A 22,042-nucleotide genomic window follows, 5' to 3' on the forward strand; every position below is an offset into this window, starting at 1 on the left:
TATGCCCGGCCCCCCTCCTTTAGGGTCGCCCACCAATGCGAAACCGACCGGTAAGTGCCTGACATGACCATTCGAAACGACGTTGTCGACGCCATCGGCAACACCCCGCTGATCAAGCTCAAGCGCGCCTCGGAACTGACCGGCTGCACCATTCTCGGCAAGGCCGAGTTCATGAATCCTGGCCAGTCGGTCAAGGACCGCGCCGGCAAATGGATGATTCTGGAGGCCGAGAAGCGCGGCGAGCTCAAGCCCGGCGGCCTCGTGGTGGAAGCGACCGCCGGCAATACCGGCATCGGCCTCGCCGTCGTCGCCAGCGCGCGCGGCTACCGTACCCTGATCGTGATCCCGGAGACGCAGAGCCAGGAGAAGAAGGACTTCCTGAAGCTGTGCGGCGCCGAGCTGATCGAGGTGCCCGCCCTTCCTTACGCCAATCCCAACAACTACCAGCATGTCGGTCGCCGTCTTGCCGACGAGCTGCGCAAGACAGAGCCGAATGGCGTGCTGTTCGCCGATCAGTGGAACAACCTCGACAATGCCAAGGCGCATTACGAATCCACGGGGCCGGAGATCTGGGAGCAGACCGGCGGCAAGATCGACGGTTTCGTCTGCTCGGTCGGCAGCGGCGGCACGCTGGCCGGCATCAGCCGCTATCTGAAAGAGAAGAACAAGAACGTGCGGATTGCCTGCGCCGATCCGCACGGCGCCGGCATGTATGAGTATTTCAGGACGGGCGATGCCAAGGCGACGCCCGGCGGTTCGATCACCGAAGGCATCGGCCTCAACCGGGCGACCGCCATCGTCGAGACCGCGAAGGTCGATGACGCCTATCTCATTCCCGATGCCGAAGCCGTCGGCGTCATCTACGAGCTGCTCCAGCACGAAGGCCTGTGCCTCGGCGGCTCGACCGGCGTGAACATCGTGGGCGCGATGCGCCTCGCCAAGCAGCTCGGGCCCGGCAAGACGATCGTCACCGTGCTGTGCGATTCCGGCAGCCGCTATCAGTCGAAGCTGTTCAACGCAGACTTCATGCGCGCCAAGAACCTGCCGGTGCCGGAATGGCTGGAGAAGCGTAGCAACATCAAGCCGCCGTTTGTGTGATCGCCGGCCCTCGGGTCCGCACGCTCGGCCCGTTGGTCCGATTTACGTCGCTTCGCCGCGCTCCGACGCCGCCGCACAATAGTCGCGCCAGAAACGGCGATAGCCCTCCTCGACCTTGCGCGTATAAGTCTCAACGTTGCCCGCGGCCGAAGCTGCGATCCGGGCCGGCAATTCCGCGCGCAGTTTCGCCAGATACTCGGGCCGGGCGGCGAACTTGCACGCGATGGCAGAGTAGCCTTCGTCATCCTCGGCGACCCACTCGTCAAGACCGACGGCCGCCACGATGGAGCCGCCGGCACGCGATGAGGCGCCGTGACCGAGCTTGGCCACCACCGGAACGCCCGCGTAGAGCGATTCCCAGGTGCTGACGCCACCGTTCTGCGGAAACGGATCGAGCGAAATATCGACCAACCCGAAGGCTTGCAGATGATCGGCGCGCTCGGTCGAGCCGAGGCAAGTGATCCTCTCCTCGGCAATCCCGCGTGCCACAAAGCGCGCGAGAAGGCCGTCGCGCACGAGGGCATCGTCTAGCAGCGTGTGCTTGATGATGATCTTCGATCCGGCCACTTCCCGCATGATGTTCGACCACACGCGGATGGCCTCGTCCGAAATCTTGTTGACGCGGTTGAACACGCCGAAGGTGACGTAGCCGTTGCGGAGCATGGGAAGTTCCGACGGCGGCACATGGATGGGATCGATCGTGATCAGGCACGGCAGGTCATAAACCGTTTCGGTCAGCAGATGTCGTGCCGATTGCGGGATGAAGACGGCGTCGGCGAGCACGTAGTCCATCGTCCGAAGACCCGTACCGGTCGCGTGTCCGAAGCCCGTGGCCTGGATGGGAGCCGGCTTGCGAGCAAAGACCTGGAGCCTGTTGCCCGACGAATGCCCTGATACGTCGATGAGGATATCGACCTTGTCGGCCTCGATACGGTCAGCCAGCTGGTCATCGAACATCTGCCAGGCGTCGACCCAGACATCGGCCGCCGACCTGAATTCGGCCGTCACCGCATCGCGCGTCGGCGAACACGAATAACAGATGACCTCGAAGTTGGCGTGATCATGATGGCGCAGCACCGGCAGCAGGCCGAACGCTGCCGAGTGATACCAGAATTCGGCGGAAAGATAGCCGATCACGATCCGCCTGTCTGGATCGAGCTGCCGGGGCGCGAGCTTCCTCTGCGGAACGCGCGCGCTGATGGCTTCACCCCAGGACTTTCGCGCGGCCTGCTGGATCGTGAAATCGGCATCAGGGAGGAAGTCCAGAAAGTAGATCTTCCGCGCCATCAAGTCTGGATCCGGCGCGATCGCCAGTGCCGCGTCGAGATGTTCGATTGCCGAGGCGATCTCTCCCTGATTTGCAAAGCAGGAGCTCAGCAACGCCATTGCGATCGTGGAACGCGGATTCTGCTCAAGCAAGGTCGTGCAGGCCAGGATCGCCTGTGCAGTGTTTCCGATGCTGAGCGAGGCCTCCGCCTTTCCGCGTAGGGCCACTTCAAATCGCGGCGAAAGTGCAAGCGCCGCATCGAAATCCGCAGCGGCCTGTTCCGGCCGCGACAGTGCTGCGTTGAGGCGTCCGCGCTGCGCCAGAATCTTCGCCGAATCCGGCTTGATCGCGAACGCCGCCGCGAGCGCAGCTTCCGCCTCATCGTAGCGCCTCAGCTCGATGCCCACCATGCCCTTGCCGATGAGCGCTTCGACGTGGCGCGGCTGAAACAGCAGCGCGCGGTCAAAGCTCTCCCTGGCGCGGTCAAACCGGTACAGCGCCAGCTCAGCCACGCCACGATTGCAAAGCGCGTCGGCATAGTCGGGCTTCAGCTTGACGGCGCGATCGTAGACCTCGATGGCCTGTGCGGGCAGGTTCATCTGGAGCAGGGTGTTGCCGAGGCCGACAAGGGCCGGCGTAAAATTCGGCTTCAGCGCGATTGCTTTCTCCTGACAGGCACGGGCCGCATCCAGCTTCTGAAGAGCAAAGTAGACGGCCGCGAGATTGCTCTGCGCCTCGTGCGCACGCGGATCGATTGCGATCGCGCGTTCGAGCAGTTGTTGCGCCTCTTCAAGTCGCCCGCCCTGTTGCGCGCACACGCCGAGCAGGTGCGTGGCGTCGAAATGATCCGGAATGGCTTGCAGGATCTGGCGGCAGAGCGCCTCGCACTCCGCATACCTGCCCTGGCCATAGGCGCTCGCCGCGGCGGGAATGATGGCGTCGGCCTGCTTCTTCAATTTCTTCTGCAATCGCGCATTCTGGAATGCGCGCGCGCCCGCGCTGCTCTGCAAGGTGTCTCTCCGGAAGATGGCCCAGGGCCGAGTCTAGCTGATTCGCGTACCGGCCCGGCCGAACTGCCGGACCAGAAATCCGTCCGGGATATCCCCGGGGCTCGCCTGCAGGATGCGGCTCAGGAACCGCCGGGTGCGCCCGCCCCGCTGACCACAGCTTCGCCGCGCTCCGCGGTAGCGGCACAATAGTCGCGCCAGAACTTTCGGTACCCCGCTTCGAGCTCACGCGTGTAGATCTCGACATTACCGGCGGGCGAGGCTGCGATCTGGGCCGGCAGGTCTGCACGCAACTTCGCCAGCAGCGCGGGCTGCGCAGCAAATTTGCGGGCGATCTCGATATAACCCTCGTCATCCTCGGCGACCCAATCGCCGAGCCCGACGCTTGCCACGATCGAGGCTCCGGCGCGCGAAGAGGCGCCGTTGCCGAGCTTGGCCACGACAGGAACTCCCGCGTAGAGCGACTCCCAGGTGCTGATACCGCCATTTTGCGGGAACGTATCCAGGGAAATATCGACCTTATCGAAGGCCAATAGGTGGTCGTGACGCGAGGTGGCGCCGAGGCACGTGATATTCTCCTCGGCAACGCCTTGCGCCACGAAGCGTGCAACCAGGCTATCGCGCAGCAGGGAATCATCGAGCAAACCATGCTTGAGGATGATCTTCGATCCCGGCAGCTCCCGCATCAGGCGCGACCACACGGAGATCGCCTGATCCGATATCTTGTAGATGCGGTTGAACACGCCAAAGGTGACGTAGCCATTACGAAGCATCGGCAATTCGGAAGCCGGCAGATCCGAAACGGGTTCCATCGTGATCAGGCAAGGCAGATCGTGGATCTTTTCTGGAAACAGGTACCGGACCGCTGGCGGAATGAAAACGGGATCCGCGAGCACATAGTCCATGGTCTGCATGCCCGTGCCGGTCGCATGTCCGAACCCGGTGGCCTGGATCGGGGCCGGCTTGCGCGCGAACATTTGCAGCCTGTTTCCGGTCGTGTGGCCCGATACGTCGATCAGAATATCGACTTTGTCGGCCTCGATGCGGTCGGCGAGTTCGTCGTCTGAGAGCCCCCAGGCGTCGACCCAGACGTCGGCAAACGATTTGAACATGGCGGTGTGCTCGTCCCCGCCCGGCCAGGAGTAGTAGCAGATGATTTCGAACTTGGCGTGATCATGGTGGCGTAGCACCGGCAGCAGCGTGAGGCCCGCCGAGTGCTGCCGGAATTCGGCAGCGACATAACCGACCACGATCCTCTTTTCCGGATCGAGTGGCCGCTTCGGCAGCGTCCTTTGCGGTATCTTCGAGCCGATCGCATCCCACCAGGACTTCCGCACCGCCTGCTGAACCGCGAAATCGGCCTCCGCGAGGTAGTCCAGCAAGAAGATCTTGCCCCTGATCGCATCTCCATAACCCGGCCGGAGAGCAATCGCGCGATCGAGATATTGGATCGCCGAGTCCATGTCTCCCTGGTTCGAATAAGCGAAGCCCATCAGGGCCAGCCCGATCTCGGAGCGCGGATTTTGCTCGATCAACGCCGCTGCGGCCGCCATCGCCTGCGCGGTCTTTCCCATCAAGAGGCAGGTCTGTGCCTTCCCGCGGAGCGCCAGTTCGAGCTTGGGCGAGATCGCGAGCGCCGCTTCGAAATCTGCAAGCGCGGGCTCCAGGCGCTGCAGCTCGTAGCTGAGCCGCCCGCGCTGGGCCAGGATCCTCGGTGCGCCGGGCTTGATCGCCAGCGCCGTGGCAAACTTGGCCGCCGCCTCCTCGTGGTGCCGCAGCTCCATGCTGACCATGCCGCTGCCGACGATGGCCTCCGCGTGACGCGGCTGAAATAGCAGGGCGCGATCGAAACTCTCCTTGGCGCGCATGGTCTGACCGAGCACGAGCTCGACCATGCCGCGATTGCAGAGCGCATCGGCATAATCTGGTTTGATCTTGATGGCACGCTCGTGCAGCTCGAGAGCCTGTTCGTACCGTCCAAGATGCATCAGCGTATTGCCGAGGTTGGTCAGCGCCACCGCGAAATTCGGCTTCAGCGCGATCGCCCGCTCCTGGCAACGCCGCGCTTCCTCGTAATTGGCGAGGTCGAAATGCACGGTCGCGAGGTTGTTATGGGCATCGTGCAGGCGCGGATCGAGCGCGATCACGCGCTCCAGCAGCTCCTTCGCCTCCTCCAGGCGCCGGCCGTCATGGGCGCACATGCCGAGCAGGTGCAGGGCGTCGACATGATCCGGGAGGGCTTTCAGGATCTCGCGGCACAAGGCCTCGGTCTCGGCATAACGGCCCTGGCCATAAGCATTCGCCGCAGCAGCAATGACCGTGTCGGCCTGCTTCATCAATTTCTTCTGCAGTCGCGCGTTCTGGAATGCGCGCGCGCCGCCGCCGCTCTTCTGCAAGGTGTCTCTCCGGAGGAATGCCCTCGCAGGAGTCTAACTGATTCGCGAGCCCCGCCGACCGGCGCCGGCCCCGGGATGTTCCGGGGCTCGGCGCAACATCCGGCTACGGCTCCATCCCCGAGGCGTCGGCACAATGGTCGTGCCAGAACCGGCGATAGGCCGCCTCGACCTCTCTAGTGTAGCGTTCGACATTGCCGGCGGGCGAGGCCGCGATCCGGGCCGGCAGCTCCGTGCGCAATCTCGCCAGAAGCGCGGGCTGCGCCGCGTGGCTGCTCGCGATCGCGGCATAGCCGTCGTCATCCTCGGCGACCCAGTCGTCCAGGCCGACCGCCGCTACGATCGACCCGCCGGCGCGCGAGGAGGCGCCGAGGCCGAGCTTGGCAACGACCGGAACGCCTGCATAGAGGGATTCCCAGGTGCTGATGCCGCCATTCTGCGGGAACGGGTCGAGGGAGATGTCGACCTTGGCAAAGGCCAACAGATGGTCATGGCGCGAGGTCGAGCCGAGGCAGGTGATATTCTGTTCGGGAATGCCCTGCGCCACGAACCGTGCGATCAGGCCGTCGCGCAGCAAGGGATCGTCGAGCAACCCGTGCTTGACGATGATCTTCGACCCCGCCACCTCCCGCATGATGTGCGACCACACACGGATCGCCTGGTCCGAGATCTTGTAGATGCGGTTGAAGACGCCAAACGTCACATGGCCGTTGCGGAGCATCGGGAGCTCCGAGGACGGCACGTCCAGGATGGGATCGATCGTGATCAGGCACGGCAGATCATGGACCTTCTCGGCCAGCAAGGGACGCGCCGATGGCGGAATGAAGATGGGATCTGCGAGCACGTAGTCCATGGTCTGAAGGCCAGTGCCTGTGGCGTGTCCAAAGCCCGTGACCTGGATCGGGGCCGGCTTGCGGGCGAATACGCCCAGCCGGTTGCCGGCCGTATGCCCGGACACGTCGATCAGGATGTCGATCTTGTCGGCCTGGATGCGATCGGCCAGCTCGTCGTCCGACAGCTGTGCGGCCTCCACCCAAACGTCTGCCAGAGGCTTGAACCGCTCCGTGACCTCGTCCTGCAACGGCCAACAGGAATAGCAGACGATCTCGAACCTCGCGTGATCATGGTGACGCAGCACCGGCAACAGACCAAATGCGGCCGAGTGGTTCCTGAATTCCGAGGCGACATAGCCGACGACGATCCGTCGGTTCGGATCGAGCTGCCGGGGCGGCAGTGTCCGTTGCGGCAGCCGGGCGCCGATCGCATCCCACCAGGATTTTCGCGCCGCCTGCTGGGTGGCGAAATCAGCCTCCGGCCAATAATCCAGGATGAAGATCTTGCGTGCGATGGCATCCGCATAGTCCGGCGAGATCTCGAGCGCCGCATCGAGATGCTCGAGCGCCGTCGTCACATCTCCCTGGTTGGCATAGCAGGCGCCGAGCAGCACGATGGCGTAGTCGGATCGCGGATTGTCCTCGAGCAGGGTCTTGACGGCGGCAATCGCCTGCGTGGTGTTTCCCAACAGAAGGTTGACCTGCGCCTTGCCGCGTAGCGCGAGCTCGAGCCGCGGCGATTGCGCCAGCGCCGCTTCGAAGTCCGCCGCCGCCTGCTCCAGCCGATACAGATCGAAGTTCAGTCGCCCGCGCTGCGCCAGGATCCGCGGTGAGCCCGGCTTGATCGCGAGCCCTGCTGCGAGGGCAGCTTCCGCCTCCTCGTAGTGCCGGAGCTCGATGCACACCATGCCCTTGCCGGCGAGCGCCTCGGCGTGCCGCGGCTGAAACGCGAGGGCGCGGTCGAAACTCTCCTTGGCGGGCTCGGGCCGGCCGATCATCAGTTCCGCCATGCCACGGTTGCAGAATGCATCGGCATAGTCCGGCCGCAGCCGGATGGCGCGTTCGTGAAGCCCGATTGCCTGCTCGCCGAGGCCGATGTTGAGCAGCGTATTGCCGAGATTGGTTAGCGTGATCGGACAATTCGGCTTCAGCGCAATGGCCTTCTGCTGGCTTGTGCGGGCGTCCTGGAATTTCTGGAGGTCGAAATACACGGCGCCGAGATTGCCATGCGCATCGGGCGAGCGCGGATCGAGCGCGATCGCACGTTCGAACAGCTGTTGCGCCTCCTCCAGCCGCCCGCACTCATAGGCGCGCAGGCCGAGCAGGTGCGTGGCGTGGAAATGATCCGGAACTTCCTTCAGGATCTCGCGGCAGAGCGTCTCGGCCTCGGCAACCCTGCCCTGCCCGAGTGCCTCGATCGCGAAGGACATGACGGCGTCCGCCTGCTTCCTCAACTTCTTCTGCAATCGCGCATTCTGGTACGCGCGCGCGCCGACACTGCTCTGCAAGGTCTCTCTCCGGGGTGGTCCGAAAAGAGGCAAAGCTGATTCGCTGGTGCCAGGCTGGCGGGTCGGTCAGGCCGGCGCAGTCGCCGGGTGCTCAGCGCAGGATCTGGCTCAGGAACAGTTTGGTGCGGGCATGCTGAGGCGCCGCAAAGAACTCGTTGGGTGTATTCGCCTCGATGATCTGGCCGGCATCCATGAACACCACGCGGTTGGCGACCTCGCGGGCAAAGCCCATTTCGTGGGTGACGACCAGCATGGTCATGCCCTCCCCGGCAAGATCCACCATGGTGTCCAGCACCTCCTTGACCATTTCGGGATCGAGTGCCGAGGTCGGCTCGTCGAACAGCATGACCTTCGGATTCATGGTCAGGGCCCGCGCGATGGCGACGCGCTGCTGCTGGCCGCCCGACATCTGCCCCGGAAACTTGTTGGCCTGGTGCGGGATCTTGACCCGCTCCAGGAATTTCATCGCGGTCGCCTCGGCATCCTTCTTCGGGATGTTGCGCACCCAGATCGGCGCCAGCGTGCAATTGTCGAGCACGGTCAGATGCGGGAACAGGTTAAAGCTCTGGAACACCATGCCGACCTCGCGGCGGACCGCATCGACATGCTTGAGGTTGGGCCCGAGCTCGATGCCGTCGACCACGATTTCGCCCTCCTGGAATTCCTCGAGCGCATTGATGCAGCGGATCAGCGTCGACTTGCCGGAGCCGGAGGGCCCGCAGATGACGATGCGCTCTCCCTTGCGGACTTCCATGTCGATATCGCGTAGTACGTGAAAGTCGCCGTACCATTTGTTGAGTCCGGAAATCTTGACGATGGGGTCGGACATGGGGACCTCGATCAGTTGCGACGGTGGGCATTGAGACGGTGCTCGACGAACAGCGAGTAGCGCGACATTCCAAAGCAGAAGATGAAGTAGATGATCCCGGCAAAGGCGAAGCCGGTGAACGCGGTCGAGGGCGTCGACCATTTCGGGTCCGAGAACGATGCCCTGAGCGAGCCCAGCAGATCGAACAGCGCCACGATCGAGACCAGCGAGGTGTCCTTGAACAGCGAGATGAAGCTGTTGACGAGATTTGGAATGACGTGGCGCAGGGCCTGGGGCAGCACGATCAGCGAGGTCGTCTTCCACCAGGACAGCCCCAGGGCCGCCGCCGCCTCGCCCTGCCCGCGCTGGATGGCCGCAAGCCCGCCGCGGACGTTCTCGGCCTGGTAGGCGCCCGTGAACAGGGCGATGCCGATCAGCGCGCGGACGAGGCCGTCGACGGTGAAATTGCCCGGCAGGAACAGCGGCAGCATGTAGGTGGCGAAGAACAGCACGGTGATCAGCGGCACACCGCGCCAGAACTCGATGAAGGCGATCGAGAAGATCCGGATCAGGGGAATGGTCGAACGGCGGCCGAGCGCCAGCGCAATGCCGATCGGCAGCGAGGTGACGATGCCGGTGACGGAGACCACCAGCGTCACCAGCAGGCCGCCCCACAAATTCGTCGTCACGACCGGCAGGCCGCCGGTATCGAGCCCCATCAGCTTGATCACGGCGGCGATGGCGACGAAGGCAACGATGCTGGAAGCGAGAGCGCGCCAACCTGTGCGCGAGCCGCCGCCGAGCCAGAAGGCGATCAGGGAGACGATCACGGCCGTCACGGCGAAGTCGGCCCAGACCGACAGGCCCACGCCCTGAAGCTGGTCACGCAACAAGGTCAGCGGCAGGATCAGCCAGTGGATCGCCGCGCCGACCAGCACGACGAAATTCCCGACCACCCACAACAACGGTCCGACGGCCGACGTCTTGCTGAGACCGAGCAGGGCCTGCCCTGCCCCGATAATGCTGTCATCGAACAATTCCAGCAGCCCGGCCGTCCAGCTGAGGCCAAAACCCTTGATGCCGCCGCCGTGCAGCAGGAAGAACGCGACCACAGGAAAGGCGACGAAGAACAGGCTGGCGTTGAGCCCTTTCGCCGGCAGACGCGGCACGAGCAGCGGCACCAGCAGGACCACGGCGAGGATGAAAGTGAGATTGACCCGCCAGCGCTCAGCCTCGGGATAGAAGCCGTAAATCAATTGCGGCAACTTGGCCTGGATGTAGGGCCAGCAGGCGCCGACCGCAAAGCCGGCATTCTCCGTGAGGCATGCCGCGCGGTCCTTGCCGCTCCAGACCGCATCGACCATCAGGAACTTGACCGAGGGAACGATGGTGAACCACAGCAGCAAGGCGCCGAGGATGGTGAGCAGGATGTTGGTCGGCGAGTTGAACAGGCGCGTCCGCATCAAGCCGACGAAGCCCGTGGTCTTCACCGGGGCGGGACGCTCGGTGAGCAGGTCCTGACGGACGAAGCTGCTGGAGGCGATATCGCTCATGCGCCGAGACTCCGGCTGACGCGCCAACCGTAGACGCTCATGATCGCGCTGGTGAGCAGCGAGATCAGGAGGTAGATGCCCATCGTCATCGCGATGATCTCGATTGCCTGCCCGGTCTGGCTCAGCGACGTGCCGGCGAATACAGACACGAGGTCAGGATAGCCGATCGCGACCGCCAGCGACGAGTTCTTGGTGAGATTGAGGTACTGGTTGGTCAGCGGCGGCACGATGACGCGCATGGCCTGCGGCACCACGATCAGCCGCAGCGTGTTGCCGCGGCTGAGACCCAAAGACGATCCCGCCTCCATCTGGCCCTTGTGGACCGACAGAATGCCGGCACGCACGATTTCGGCGATGAAGGCCGCGGTATAGGTCGACAGTGCCAGCGTCAGCGCCACGAACTCCGGAATGATCCGCGAGCCGCCCGCGAAGTTGAACCCCTTGAGCTGCGGCAGCTCGAAGGTGAACGGCAAGCCAGCCACCAACATGGTGGCGAGCGGCAGGCCGACCAGAAGACCCAGCACATAGGGCCAGATCCGGATCACCTGCCCCTGCTGGAACAACGCGCGCCGGGCATAGAAGCGCAAGGCCAGCGCCGCGACGATGCCGAGCGCCAGCACCGCCAGGAATGGCTCCAAGCCGTTGCCGCCGATCAGGCTCGGAATGACCAGACCGCGATTGCTGAGGAAGGCGATGCCGAGCAGCGAGATGCTCTGCCGCGGATTGGGTAAGGCCGCGAGCACCGCCAGGTACCAGAACAGGATCTGGAACAGCAGCGGCAGGTTGCGGATGATCTCGACATAGATCTCGCCGACGCGCGACAACAACCAGTTGGGCGACAGCCGGCACAGCGCGACGATGAAGCCGATCAGGGTGGCGAAGAAGATGCCTACCACCGAGACCACGAGCGTGTTGAGGAGCCCGACCACGAAGACGCGCAGGAACGTGTCCGAGCCGGTGTAGGGGATCAGGGTCTGGTTGACGTCGAAGCCGGCGTTGTTGCGCAGGAAGCCGAAGCCGGCCGCGATATGCTGGTTTTCGAGGTTGGTGCGGGCGTTGGAGACGATCTCATAGCCGATCCAGCCCAGGATCGCCGCGAAGGCAAACTGGACGGCGACGCCGTTCCAGCCTGCCTTGCCGCCCAGAATGCGCCTGATCTTCAGCGCGATCTGGGGCGGCGGTTTTCGGGCCTCGGTGCTCATGCCGCTGCCAGCGGATCAGGGCGATCAGCGGATCGGCGGCGCGTACTGGAGACCGCCCTTGTTCCAGAGATTATTGAGCCCGCGGTTGATGGCGAGCGGCGAGCCCGCGCCGACATTGCGGTCGAACACTTCGCCGTAATTGCCGACCGCCTTCACGATCCGCACCACCCAGTCCTTGGTCAGGCCGAGCTGTTCGCCGAAATTGCCGTCGGTGCCGAGCACGCGCTTCAGCTCCGGATTTTCCAGTTTCGCCTTCTCGTCGACGTTCTTCGAGGTCACGCCAAGCTCTTCGGCGGTGACCATCGCGAACAGCGTCCATTTCACGATGTCGAACCACTGGTCGTCGCCGTGGCGCACCATCGGGCCGAGCGGCTCCTTCGAGATGATCTCGGGCAGCACCATATGGTCGTTGGGATTGGCGAGCTTCAGGCGGTTGGCGTAGAGGCCGGACTGGTCGGTGGTGAAGACGTCGCAGCGCCCGGCTTCATAGGCCTTGACGGTTTCGTCGTTGGTGCCGAACGCGATCACCTCGTACTTCATGTTGTTGGCCTTGAAGTAGTCGGCGAGATTCTGCTCGGTGGTGGTGCCGGTCTGCACGCAGACCGAGGCGCTGTTGAGCTCGAGCGCCGAATTCACCTTGAGCGACTTCTTCACCATGAAGCCCTGCCCGTCATAATACGTCACGCCGGTGAAGTTGGCGCCGAGCGAGGTATCGCGCGAGATGGTCCAGGTGGTGTTGCGCGAGAGCACGTCGATTTCGCCGGATTGCAGCGCCGTGAAACGGTCCTTGGCGGACAGCGGCACATACTTGACCTTGCTCGGATCGTTGAAGATGGCCCCGGCGATTGCCTTGCAGACGTCGACGTCGAGGCCGGTCCAGTTGCCCTTGTCGTCGGGCGAGGAGAAGCCCGGCAGGCCCTGGCTGACGCCGCAGGACAGCATGCCCCGGTCCTTGACGGTCTTGAGCGTTTGCGCATCGGCGGCTTGGGCTGAGAGGCCGGCGGCGAGAGCAAGGGTGAGAGCCAGGGTTACGCGTTTCATGGGCTTTGGGCCTTTCAAAGTCATCTCAAGGAACGTTGTCTCAGGATCATCCCTGCCGGGTCGGGCGTATGGAGGCCAGCCCTGCAAGAGTCATGCTGGAAAACCTTGCCGAACACTCGCCGATCCCGGGAGGCCATACCTTAATCCCCGCCGCTGGCGCCCGCCCTTTGTCTGGCTGTGGCACAACGTTCGGTCAGACGATGGATCGAAGGTCGCGGCAGGCCCCTCAACATGCGGCGACTGAATAGCACCTCCGCATCACAGAACGACTGGCGTGCCGGGTCAAGGGGTTGACGGGACTCTTCTGTGTTCTGTTATTAACGACAACGGCCATCGGCCGGCCTGCAGGGCGTCTTCCGCGTCCGGCGGAAACGCGGTTTTGAAAGCAGACGCATGGATTCCTCGCACCTCCAAGAGCAGCACGCCGAAACCCGCCTGGTTACCTCCGGCCGCGACACCAAGGCGCAGAAGGGGTTCGTCAATCCGCCCGTGTTCCATGGCTCGACCGTGCTCTATCCGACCGCCGAGGACCTGCACGCTCATCGCGGCGAGTTCACCTATGGCCGCCACGGTTCCCCCACCACCAAGGCGTTCCAGGAGACGCTGATGGCGCTGGAGGGGCCGCAATGCGCCGGCGTCGGCATCGTCCCGTCGGGACTGTCGGCGATCTCAACCACCCTGCTCTCGGTGCTGAAGGCTGGCGACCATCTCCTCGTCATCGACAACGTCTACCGACCATCGCGCAATTTCTGCAACGGCATGCTCGCCCGCTATGGCGTCGAGACCACCTATTTCGACCCGCTGATCGGGGCCGGCATCGACAAGCTGTTCAAGCCGAACACCCGCGCGGTGCTGGTGGAGGCGCCGGGCTCACAGTCGTTCGAGATGCCGGACATTCGCGCTATCGCCGATGTCGCGCATGCGCGCGGCGCGCTCGTGATCGACGACAACACCTGGGCGACGCCGCTCTACCACCGCTCGCTCGACCAGGGCGTCGACATCAGCATGCAGGCGGCCACCAAATATATCGGCGGCCATTCCGATATCATGTTCGGCACGATCTCGGCCAATGCCAAGGCCTGGCCGATGATTGCCGAGGGCATCCGCCTGCTCGGCGTCTGCGCCGGCCCCGACGACGTCTTCCTCGCGCTGCGTGGCCTGCGCACGCTGTCGGTGCGGCTGGCGCAGCATCATCGTTCCGGCCTCGACATGGCGCGCTGGCTCGCTGCTAGACCCGAGGTCGCACGGGTGCTGCATCCGGGCCTGGAGAGCGATCCCGGTCACGCCATCTGGAAGCGCGACTTCACCGGCGCGTCCGGCCTGTTCAGCATCGTGCTGAAGCCGGCGCCGCAGAAGGCCGTCGACACCATGCTCAACACGCTCAAGCTGTTCGGCATGGGCTTCTCCTGGGGCGGCTTCGAGAGCCTTGCGATTCCCTTCGACTGCGACGCCTATCGCACGGCGACCAAGTGGTCGCCGGGTGGTCCGACCCTGCGCCTGCACATCGGGCTCGAGAATACCGACGATCTCAAGGCCGATCTCGATCGCGGCTTCGCTGCCCTCAAAGCGGCAATGTGAGCCTGCTCACAGGGCATTGCGCCTGCGCACGCGCCAACGTGTGCCGGGCGGACGCGCAACGCGCCGCGGGAACGTGAGCCACCTGTAAACGTTAACGCCGACGCGCCAACAAATGGTTTGATCCGCTGACATTTGGCGCTAGCCTCACCAATCGACTCTTTTCCGGACACGGAGCATGGGAACATTGGTTCTGCTCGATCTGATGGGCGGCGTGGCATTGTTGCTGTGGGGCCTGCACATGGTCCACAGCGGGATTCTCCGCGCCTTCGGTCCCGACCTCAGGCGGCTGCTCGGCAAGGCGCTGAGCAACCGCGTCAGCGCCTTCGCCGCCGGCCTCGGGCTCACCGCCCTGCTCCAGAGCAGCACGGCGACCGCCCTGATCACCAGCTCGTTCGCGGCCGAGGGTCTTGTCAGCCTCGCCGCCGCGCTTGCCATCATGCTCGGGGCCAATGTCGGCACCACGCTGATCGTGCAGGTGCTGTCGTTCAACATCGCGGCCGTTGCGCCGGTGCTGTTCGTGCTCGGCCTCGTCGCCTTCCGCTCCGGCCCGCGCTCGCGGATCAAGGACATCGGCCGCGTCTGCATCGGCCTCGGCCTGATGCTGCTCTCGCTGCACATCCTGCTCGATACGCTCGCGCCGGCCGAGAACGCGCCCGGCGTGCGCGTGGTGATGTCGGCCATCACGGGCGATCCGGTCCTGTGCATCGTCATCGCCGCCCTCGTCACCTGGGCCGTGCATTCGAGCGTCGCCAGCGTGCTCCTGATCATGTCGCTGGCCTATTCGCAATTCATCACGCCCTACGCGGCGATGGCGCTGGTGCTCGGAGCCAATCTCGGCAGCGCCATCAATCCCGTATTCGAGGGTGCCAAGCGCGACGATGCCGCAAGCTATCGCCTGCCGGTCGGCAATCTCGTCAACCGTGTGGTCGGGATTGCGCTCGTCCTGCCCTTCCTGGGCACCATCGCCGAGCACATGCACGCCTGGCAGCCCGATCTCGCCAAGATGACGGCGGCTTTCCACATCGCCTTCAATGTCGGCACGGCCGTCGTCTTCATCGGCCTGCTCGACGTCATGTCGCGCCTGCTCACCCGCCTCTTGCCGGATCGCGTGCAGGAGGCGGACCCGGCCAAGCCGCGCTATCTCGACGAGACCGCGCTGGAGACACCGTCGCTGGCCCTCGCCGACGCCGCCCGCGAGACGCTGCGGATGGGCGATCTCGTCGAGGTCATGCTGCGCAAGGTGATGGCCGCGATGATGACTGGCGACCGTGCGCTGGTCGACCAGGTCTCCAAGATGGACAATTTCGTCGACGGTCTCGACGAGGCCATCAAGCTCTACGTGACCAAGCTGATGCGGGGCAGCCTCGACGAGAGCGAAGGACGGCGCGCGATGGAGATCATCTCCTTCGCCATCAATCTCGAGCATATCGGCGACATCATCGACAAGAGCCTGAGCGAGCTCGCCACCAAGAAGATCAAGCGGCGTTTCCAGTTCTCGGCGGAGGGGGCCGACGAGCTCGCCGCCTTCCACAAGCGCACGATGGACTCCCTGCGGATCGCCTTCGGCGTCTTCATGTCGGGCGATGCCAACGAGGCGCGCAAGCTGTTGGTGGAAAAGACCGCGCTGCGCAACACCGAGCTCGCCGCGGTGGAGCGTCACCTCGACCGCCTGCGCGAGGGCCGTCCCGAAACCATCGAAACCACGTCACTGCATCTCGACGTGCTGCGCGACCTCAGGCGCATCCACTCGCACATCTGCTCGGTCGCCTATCCCGTGCTGGACGCGGCCGGCGTGCCCTATCGCAGGACCGAGGCGGAGACGGCCGCCCTGCCCGCCCCGGGTGCGGCCTCGGCAGTGCCGCGCTAGCGCCCCGCTCACCGCTCCAGCGTCTTCGACGCCTTGCCGCGGTTCTTGAGGATCAGCATGATGTTGCGGATATAGATCACCGTCGCCAGCGATTGTCCGAGGATGATGACCGGCTCGCGCTTCACGACGCCGTAGACCAGCGTCATCAGCCCGCCGCCCATCGAGCAGAACCAGAACGCCATCGGCACCACGCTGTTGCCGGCGCGCTCGCTCGCGATCCACTGCACCAGGAAGCGCGCGGTGAAGAACAGCTGCGCGACGAGGCCGAAGGCCAGCCAGAAATCGAACTTGGCGACGAAGACGTCGTAGAGATAGTTGCTCAGCGCCTGACCGTATTGGATGATCATGCGTTCACCTCAGTCACTTCTGGCGTCGGCTTCTTGCGGCGGATCAGCCACCACACGCCGGCGAGATCCATGATTCCGATCCACAGCCGGTCGAAGAAGCCGTAGTTCGACACGCCGGAATGGCGCGGCCGGTCGATCACGTCGACATAGGCGATGGCGTAGCCTTCGCGGCGGACCAGCGCCGGCAGGAAGCGATGCAGCCCGTCGAAATAGGGCATCATCAGGAAGACCTCGCGCCGGAACGCTTTCAGCCCGCAGCCGGTATCGCGCGTGCCGTCCTTCAGGATGGCGTTGCGGACGCCGTTCGCCACGCGAGACTGGAATTTCTTGAAGCCGGTATCCTTGCGTCCGACGCGCTGGCCGGCGGCGAGGCCGACGCGCCCTTCTCCCTTCTCGACCGCTGCGATCAGGTCGGGCAGAAAGGCCGGATTGTTCTGGCCGTCGCCGTCGAGGGTTGCCACGATCCCCCCGCGCGCTGCGCGCACGCCGCTGCGCACCGCCGCGGATTGGCCGCCCGACTTGGCATGGCGGAGCTGTCGCAGATTGCCCCGTTGCGCCATCAGCGCCGCGAGCCGTTCGCCTGTCGCATCGGTCGAGCCGTCGTTGACGTAGATGATCTCGTAGGCCCAGCGACCATCGAGTGCCGCGCCGATCTCCGCGATCAGCGGCGCGATGTTGTCGGCTTCGTTGCGTACGGGAACGACGATGGAAACCGAAGGCTGGGACGTCGACAAATCAAAGCTCGTGGTTGGCATTGGCCTGCCCCAGGGGAACCAAGGGTCCCCGGCAGGCAGCCGCTTTTATGGGGCGGATGCCCCGTGGGCAACCCTTTTGAGGCGGCCCGAGACCGCCCCCGGGAGAGGCACGATGGTGCCGTCGGCGCGGATGGCAAAGCCCAGCCGCCGAGCCGCAAACCAGTAGCGAACCGCCATGGCGCCGACCATGCCGACCAGGGCACCGGCCACGACGTCGCTCGGGTGATGCGCGAGCAGCACCAGGCGGGTCAGCACGATCACGATTGCGTAAGTGAACATGAACACGCGCAGGCGTGGCCACAACGCCGAGACCGCAAACGCCAGCGCGAACGCTGCCACGGCGTGGCCCGACGGCAGGCTGGCATAGGCGCCGCTCCCCTCGAACGGCACGAAGTTGAAGGGATTGGCCTTGCCGCCGACAAACGGACGTCCGCGCCCGATGATGTATTTCAGGATCTCCGCGGCGAGCGCCGACACGGCAATCGACAGAAACAGGAATTGCACGCGCGTGCCGAACCCGAGCAGCAGCGTGCGCCGTGTGCCGTGCAGCCCTGCCGCAACGAGCGCCAGCACCACCAGGGCAGCTCCCAGCGCGATGAGCAGATACTCGTCCTTGCCGAAATCGGTGAGGATACGGATCGGCCACAGGCCGGGCGTGCCGCGCGCCGGCATTAGCTGGATCTCGGTTTGGTCGAAGGCGAGCATCAGCACGATGACGAGCGCCGCCCCCGCCGCGCTGAGCCACAGCGAATGCCGCGCCAGCTTTCGGGCGGCCTCGGCGCGTCGCGAATGCGAGGGCGTGCGCACGAGCTGGGCCAGCGCGCGGCCCGACACGGCGAGCAATTGCGCAGGATAGCCCGGACGTCGTGCGGGGCTGGTCGTGCCAGGCATCCTATTCGGTGCCTTCCGAGCGGAAGATCGCGATCGAGATCGCGCGGCCTTGCGAGAAATTGTAACCGTCGATGCGGGTGCCGACCTTGTAGCGGAGCCCGATCGCCTCGGCGCGCTGCACGAAGCTGCGCTCCGAGCGTTGCTCGATCAGCGCGAAGCGGCAGCTTCCCTGCCGCAGGAAGTCTGCCGCGCCCGAGCCGTCGGTGAGCATTGTCTGGGTGCCCGTCAGGAAGACGAGGCTCGGCTCGTGATAGCCGGCCGCCGCCGCCTTCGGCCCGACGCAGGTGACGTTGCGAAGTGCGCGTGCGACCTCGATGCTCGGGAATAGCGGCGTCAGAGACGGCAGCACGATGCCGTAGACCGTCACCGCCAGCATCAGCGCGGCGACCAGCGCATTGAGCAGCGACCGCTCGGCGCGGTTGGAATCGAACAGCCACCATGCGAACAGCCCGAAGATCAGCGACGCCGCGATGAACGGCCAGGCCACAAACGCCGGCTGCCGCGTCAGCACCACCGCGCCGACCACGGCGATGATCGAAGCCGCCACAGGGATCGCAAACCACCACGCCGAGCCGCGCGCCAGCCATGAGCGCGACAGCACGTTCCGCTCCACCGCGCCGGCGGTGAGAATGGCGATCGCCGGATAGAGCGGCAGCACGTAATGCGGCAGCTTGGTCAGCACCGCCTCGAACACGATCCAGGACGGGATCAGCCAGGCCAGCAGGAACTGGGCGCCCGGCTCGCGCCGCGCCCGCCACACCGCGGGCGCCGCCATTGCCGCCAGCGGTGCGCCCGGCCAGAACGTAATCCAGAACAGCGCCAGATACATGCCGGGCGGCGCGCCGTGGGATTCCTGGGCGCCCAACTTGCTCAGCATATCGCCGCCGACGGAGTCCGCAAAGAAGGCATCGCCCGCGCGCCAGAAGATCGCGACGAACCAGGGCAGCACCAGCACCAGCATCCACATCAGGCCCCAGACCGGCCGCAGCTTCCACAGCCAGGAGGCATCGCGGTCCTGGATCGCGAGCGCGACGATGGTCAGCCCCGCGAACATCAGGATCAGCGGCCCCTTGATCAGGATGCCGACAGCAAGCGCGCTCCAGAAGATTGCGGGCCAGCTCCAGGGCGGATGCGTCTCGTCCTCGGCGCGCTGCCAGGAGAGGTAAGCCCGCGCCATCGCGCCCATGGCCGCCGTCACGCAAAACAGCAGCATGGCGTCGGTCTTGGCGAGCCGCGCCTCGACGCCGAGCAGCACGGAAGCGCACATCAGGAGCGCGGCCAGCACCGCGGCACGCCGCGTGACGAAGCCGAGCGCGGCCCAATAGGTCATCAGCACCGCGCCGATCGCCCCGAACAGCGACGGCAGCCGGTACACCCAGATACGCAATTCGGCCTTCGGCAGCTTCAGCGCCGAGGCAGCTTCAACCGCAACCGACTGCAACCAGTAGATGCCGACCGGCTTTTTGTAGCGGACGTCCTCCTGGAAGCGGATATCGACATAGTCGCCGCTCTCGACCATCTGCTTGGTGGCCTGGGCGAACCGCGCCTCGTCGCGATCAACAGGCGGGATCGTGAAGAAGCCCGGCAGGAACAACAGCAGCGCGCACAGCAGCAGGAAGGCGACGGCGCGGGCATGGCTGGCCGTGGCGATGTCGAGCATGCTTACGAGTCGGCTGCCCGGATTTACAGGCGATTTCGGCTCGCGGGGCGCTCCAAAACGGGGGCTGGGATAGGTCTCGGCCATTGGTTCCGCTTACGCTGAAACCGCCATTCCGACAACCGGTTAAGGCCAAGGTCACTGAATTCGAATGACGACTGTGTCCGCGGCGCCCGTAGCGTCGATCACGGTGAGCCGCGCAAAGCCCGGACCAGGAGGATCGATCAAGCGCTGGCGACGGCCGTCGATTTCGCCAAGCGCCGTGCCGTTAACCATGACGGTCATGGGCAGCACGCCGCCGGCGACCTTGACCGGCATCGCTGCGCTCTCCGGGCCTCCGGACCGATCGACATCGATCCGCGAGCCGTTCAGCGGAAACTGGATATGCAGCGCCTGCTCGCGGCCGGTCCGCACCAGCTCTCCGACGGGGCGGAACCGCTTCAGCGGCAACGGCAGCTTGGCATTGCTGGCGACCAGGGTTCCCCTCGGCGGCTTCGGCAAGGGAGCGAGCGTCTTGCCGGTGCGGGCGAAGGCTTCGAACAGGATCGGTGCGGCGGCGACGCGCCCGATCAGGCCCGGAACCGGCGCGCCGTCGGGCCGGCCGACCCAGACGCCGATGGTCATCCGGCCGTCGAACCCGACCGACCAGGCATCGCGATAGCCGTAGGAGGTGCCGGTCTTGAAGGCGATGCGGTTGTGAGCGGCGTTCTCCGGCGGCGGCGTGCCCAGCAGCACATTGCCGACTTGCCACGCCGCGACGGGATCCAGAAGGCGGAGCGTCTCGCGGTCGTCCTTGTCCGCCATAATCTCGCGCAGCGGCTTGGTGGTGCCGAGGCGGGCGAAGCCCGCGTAGAGCTGGGCGAGATCCTGCAGCGTCACGCCGACGCCGCCGAGACCCATGGCGAGCCCCGGCGCTTCGTCCTTGGGCAGAACCAGATTGCCGCCGGCTTGGCGCAGCCGCGAGGCCAGCCGACTCGAGCCGACGCGGTCGAGCAGCACGATCGCCGGCACGTTCAACGACAATTGCAGCGCCTTCCTCACGGGCACCGTGCCCTGGAAGGTCATGTCGAAATTTTCCGGCGCGTAGGAGCCGAAGCGGACGGGACGATCGTCGATCAGGCTTTCCGGATGGACGAAGCCGTCCTCGAAGGCGAGCCCGTAGATGAAGGGTTTCAGCGTCGAGCCCGGCGAGCGGATCGCGCGGGTCATGTCAACCTGCCCCGCCCGGCTTTCGTCGAAATAATCGGCTGAACCGACGCGGGCGAGCACATCCCCGCTTTCATTGTCGACCACGATGATGCCGACCGAAATATTGGGTCCGAGCGCAATGGCGCGGTCGCGTGCCAGCGGCTCCAGCACCTTCTGCAAGTTCGCATCGAGCGTGAGCTTGATGACCGGCTTGTCCTTCACCGTCGACAACGCGGTGTCGGACGCATGCGGCGCCAGGATCGGCATCGGCTTGCGCAGCTTTGGCACGGGCACGGCCTTGGCCAGCTTTGCATCGTCTGCGCTGACCACATTCTCCTCGACCATGCGGTCGAGCACGCGGTCGCGGGCCTTGCGCGCGGCCTCGGGATGGCGGTCGAGCCGGCGCGTCTCCGGCGATTGCGGCAGCGCCACCAGCAGCGCGGCTTCCGCCAGCGACAGGCGCTTCGGCTCCTTGCCGAGATAGCCGATCGAGGCGGCGCGGATGCCTTCGAGATTGCCGCCGTAGGGCGCCAGCGCGAGATAGAGATCGAGAATCTGCTCCTTGCTCAGGGTCCGCTCGATCTCGATGGCGCGCACCATCTGCCGCAGCTTGGCGTAGAGCGAACGCTGCCGCCGCGGCTCCATCAGCCGCGCGAGCTGCATGCTGATGGTCGAGCCGCCCGAGACGATGTGGCCGCGCGTGCCGAGCTGCAAGGCGGCGCGACCCAGCGCCAGCGGGTCGATACCGTCATGGGCGTAGAAGCGCTGGTCCTCATAGGCGAGCAGCAGCTTCAGATAGGTCGGATCGACGTTGGCTTTGGCGTCGACCGGCAGCCGCCAGCGACCGTCGGCCATGGCGTAGGCCCGCAGCAGCTTGCCGTTGCGGTCGACGATGGTGGTGGAGACCTGGCGGGCCTCGTCGAGCGGGAGCGGACCGAGCGAGTAGACCCAGCCGACGAAGCCGATGATGGCGAGGATGAGGGTGACAGCTAGGGCGGACAGGAGGCGAAAGGCAATCAGCCCTCTCCGCCCGTCATGGCCGGGCTTGA

Annotated in this window: 15 protein-coding genes; 3 read left to right on the top strand and 12 right to left on the bottom strand. The window is 65.2% G+C overall.

What is annotated here, in order from left to right; translation table 11 throughout:
* The first annotated feature begins 63 nt into the window (after positions 1 to 63).
* The gene (locus Q0743_RS19200) at positions 64 to 1,098 is read left to right on the top strand and encodes a cysteine synthase A (RefSeq protein WP_298243068.1); all 1,035 of its coding nucleotides are present in this window, start codon (positions 64 to 66) and stop codon (positions 1,096 to 1,098) included.
* A 42-nt stretch (positions 1,099 to 1,140) separates the two neighbouring features.
* Here Q0743_RS19200 and Q0743_RS19205 read toward each other — a convergent pair whose 3' ends face one another.
* The 7 genes from Q0743_RS19205 to Q0743_RS19235 form a co-directional block, all read right to left on the bottom strand.
* Entirely contained in the window at positions 1,141 to 3,375 is a 2,235-nt protein-coding gene (locus Q0743_RS19205; protein ID WP_298243069.1) for a tetratricopeptide repeat protein, read from the bottom strand.
* A gap of 119 nt (positions 3,376 to 3,494) precedes the next feature.
* Positions 3,495 to 5,768, bottom strand: coding sequence for a glycosyltransferase family 41 protein (locus Q0743_RS19210; protein ID WP_298243070.1), 2,274 nt, complete (start codon positions 5,766 to 5,768; stop codon positions 3,495 to 3,497).
* A 103-nt stretch (positions 5,769 to 5,871) separates the two neighbouring features.
* The gene (locus tag Q0743_RS19215) at positions 5,872 to 8,106 is read right to left on the bottom strand and encodes a tetratricopeptide repeat protein (protein ID WP_298243071.1); all 2,235 of its coding nucleotides are present in this window, start codon (positions 8,104 to 8,106) and stop codon (positions 5,872 to 5,874) included.
* A gap of 91 nt (positions 8,107 to 8,197) precedes the next feature.
* A complete protein-coding gene (locus Q0743_RS19220) occupies positions 8,198 to 8,935 on the bottom strand; it encodes an amino acid ABC transporter ATP-binding protein (protein ID WP_298243072.1) in 738 nt (245 codons plus the stop codon).
* Between the two features lie 11 nt (positions 8,936 to 8,946).
* A complete protein-coding gene (locus Q0743_RS19225; RefSeq protein WP_298243073.1) occupies positions 8,947 to 10,467 on the bottom strand; it encodes an amino acid ABC transporter permease in 1,521 nt (506 codons plus the stop codon).
* The gene (locus Q0743_RS19230) at positions 10,464 to 11,669 is read right to left on the bottom strand and encodes an ABC transporter permease subunit (protein WP_298243074.1); all 1,206 of its coding nucleotides are present in this window, start codon (positions 11,667 to 11,669) and stop codon (positions 10,464 to 10,466) included. The genes Q0743_RS19225 and Q0743_RS19230 overlap by 4 nt, the downstream gene beginning before the upstream one ends.
* A 24-nt stretch (positions 11,670 to 11,693) precedes the next feature.
* Positions 11,694 to 12,710, bottom strand: a complete 1,017-nt coding sequence (locus tag Q0743_RS19235) for an amino acid ABC transporter substrate-binding protein (protein ID WP_298243075.1) — start codon at positions 12,708 to 12,710, stop codon at positions 11,694 to 11,696.
* 393 nt (positions 12,711 to 13,103) lie between these two features.
* On the opposite strand from Q0743_RS19235, the gene metC reads away from it, so the two are divergent.
* Both metC and Q0743_RS19245 read left to right on the top strand, forming a co-directional pair.
* Positions 13,104 to 14,288: a cystathionine beta-lyase gene (metC, locus tag Q0743_RS19240; protein ID WP_298243076.1), complete on the top strand. Its 1,185-nt coding sequence runs from the start codon at positions 13,104 to 13,106 to the stop codon at positions 14,286 to 14,288.
* 175 nt (positions 14,289 to 14,463) lie between these two features.
* Positions 14,464 to 16,155 (top strand): Na/Pi cotransporter family protein, encoded by a 1,692-nt coding sequence (locus Q0743_RS19245; protein ID WP_298243077.1) that lies wholly within the window; start codon positions 14,464 to 14,466, stop codon positions 16,153 to 16,155.
* Between the two features lie 8 nt (positions 16,156 to 16,163).
* On the opposite strand, the gene Q0743_RS19250 is transcribed toward Q0743_RS19245, so the two are convergent.
* The 5 genes from Q0743_RS19250 to pbpC all read right to left on the bottom strand — a co-directional run bounded on the left by Q0743_RS19250 (position 16,164) and on the right by pbpC (position 22,013).
* Complete coding sequence (locus Q0743_RS19250; protein WP_097662602.1) at positions 16,164 to 16,502, bottom strand: lipid-A-disaccharide synthase N-terminal domain-containing protein; 339 nt, start codon at positions 16,500 to 16,502, stop codon at positions 16,164 to 16,166.
* Positions 16,499 to 17,236 (bottom strand): glycosyltransferase family 2 protein, encoded by a 738-nt coding sequence (locus Q0743_RS19255; RefSeq protein WP_298243078.1) that lies wholly within the window; start codon positions 17,234 to 17,236, stop codon positions 16,499 to 16,501. The genes Q0743_RS19250 and Q0743_RS19255 overlap by 4 nt, the downstream gene beginning before the upstream one ends.
* A 66-nt stretch (positions 17,237 to 17,302) precedes the next feature.
* On the bottom strand, positions 17,303 to 18,148 hold the full coding sequence (locus Q0743_RS19260; RefSeq protein WP_298243079.1) for a phosphatase PAP2 family protein: 846 nt from the start codon (positions 18,146 to 18,148) through the stop codon (positions 17,303 to 17,305).
* 1 nt (position 18,149) lies between these two features.
* Entirely contained in the window at positions 18,150 to 19,892 is a 1,743-nt protein-coding gene (locus Q0743_RS19265; protein WP_298243080.1) for a glycosyltransferase family 39 protein, read from the bottom strand.
* Between the two features lie 51 nt (positions 19,893 to 19,943).
* Positions 19,944 to 22,013 carry a penicillin-binding protein 1C gene (pbpC, locus tag Q0743_RS19270; RefSeq protein WP_298243082.1) on the bottom strand — a complete coding sequence of 690 codons (2,070 nt, stop codon included), beginning with the start codon at positions 22,011 to 22,013 and terminating at the stop codon, positions 19,944 to 19,946.
* Between the last annotated feature and the right edge of the window lie 29 nt (positions 22,014 to 22,042).

It is taken from the genome of uncultured Bradyrhizobium sp., from assembly GCF_936943645.1.
Taxonomy (GTDB): Bacteria; Pseudomonadota; Alphaproteobacteria; order Rhizobiales; family Xanthobacteraceae; genus Bradyrhizobium.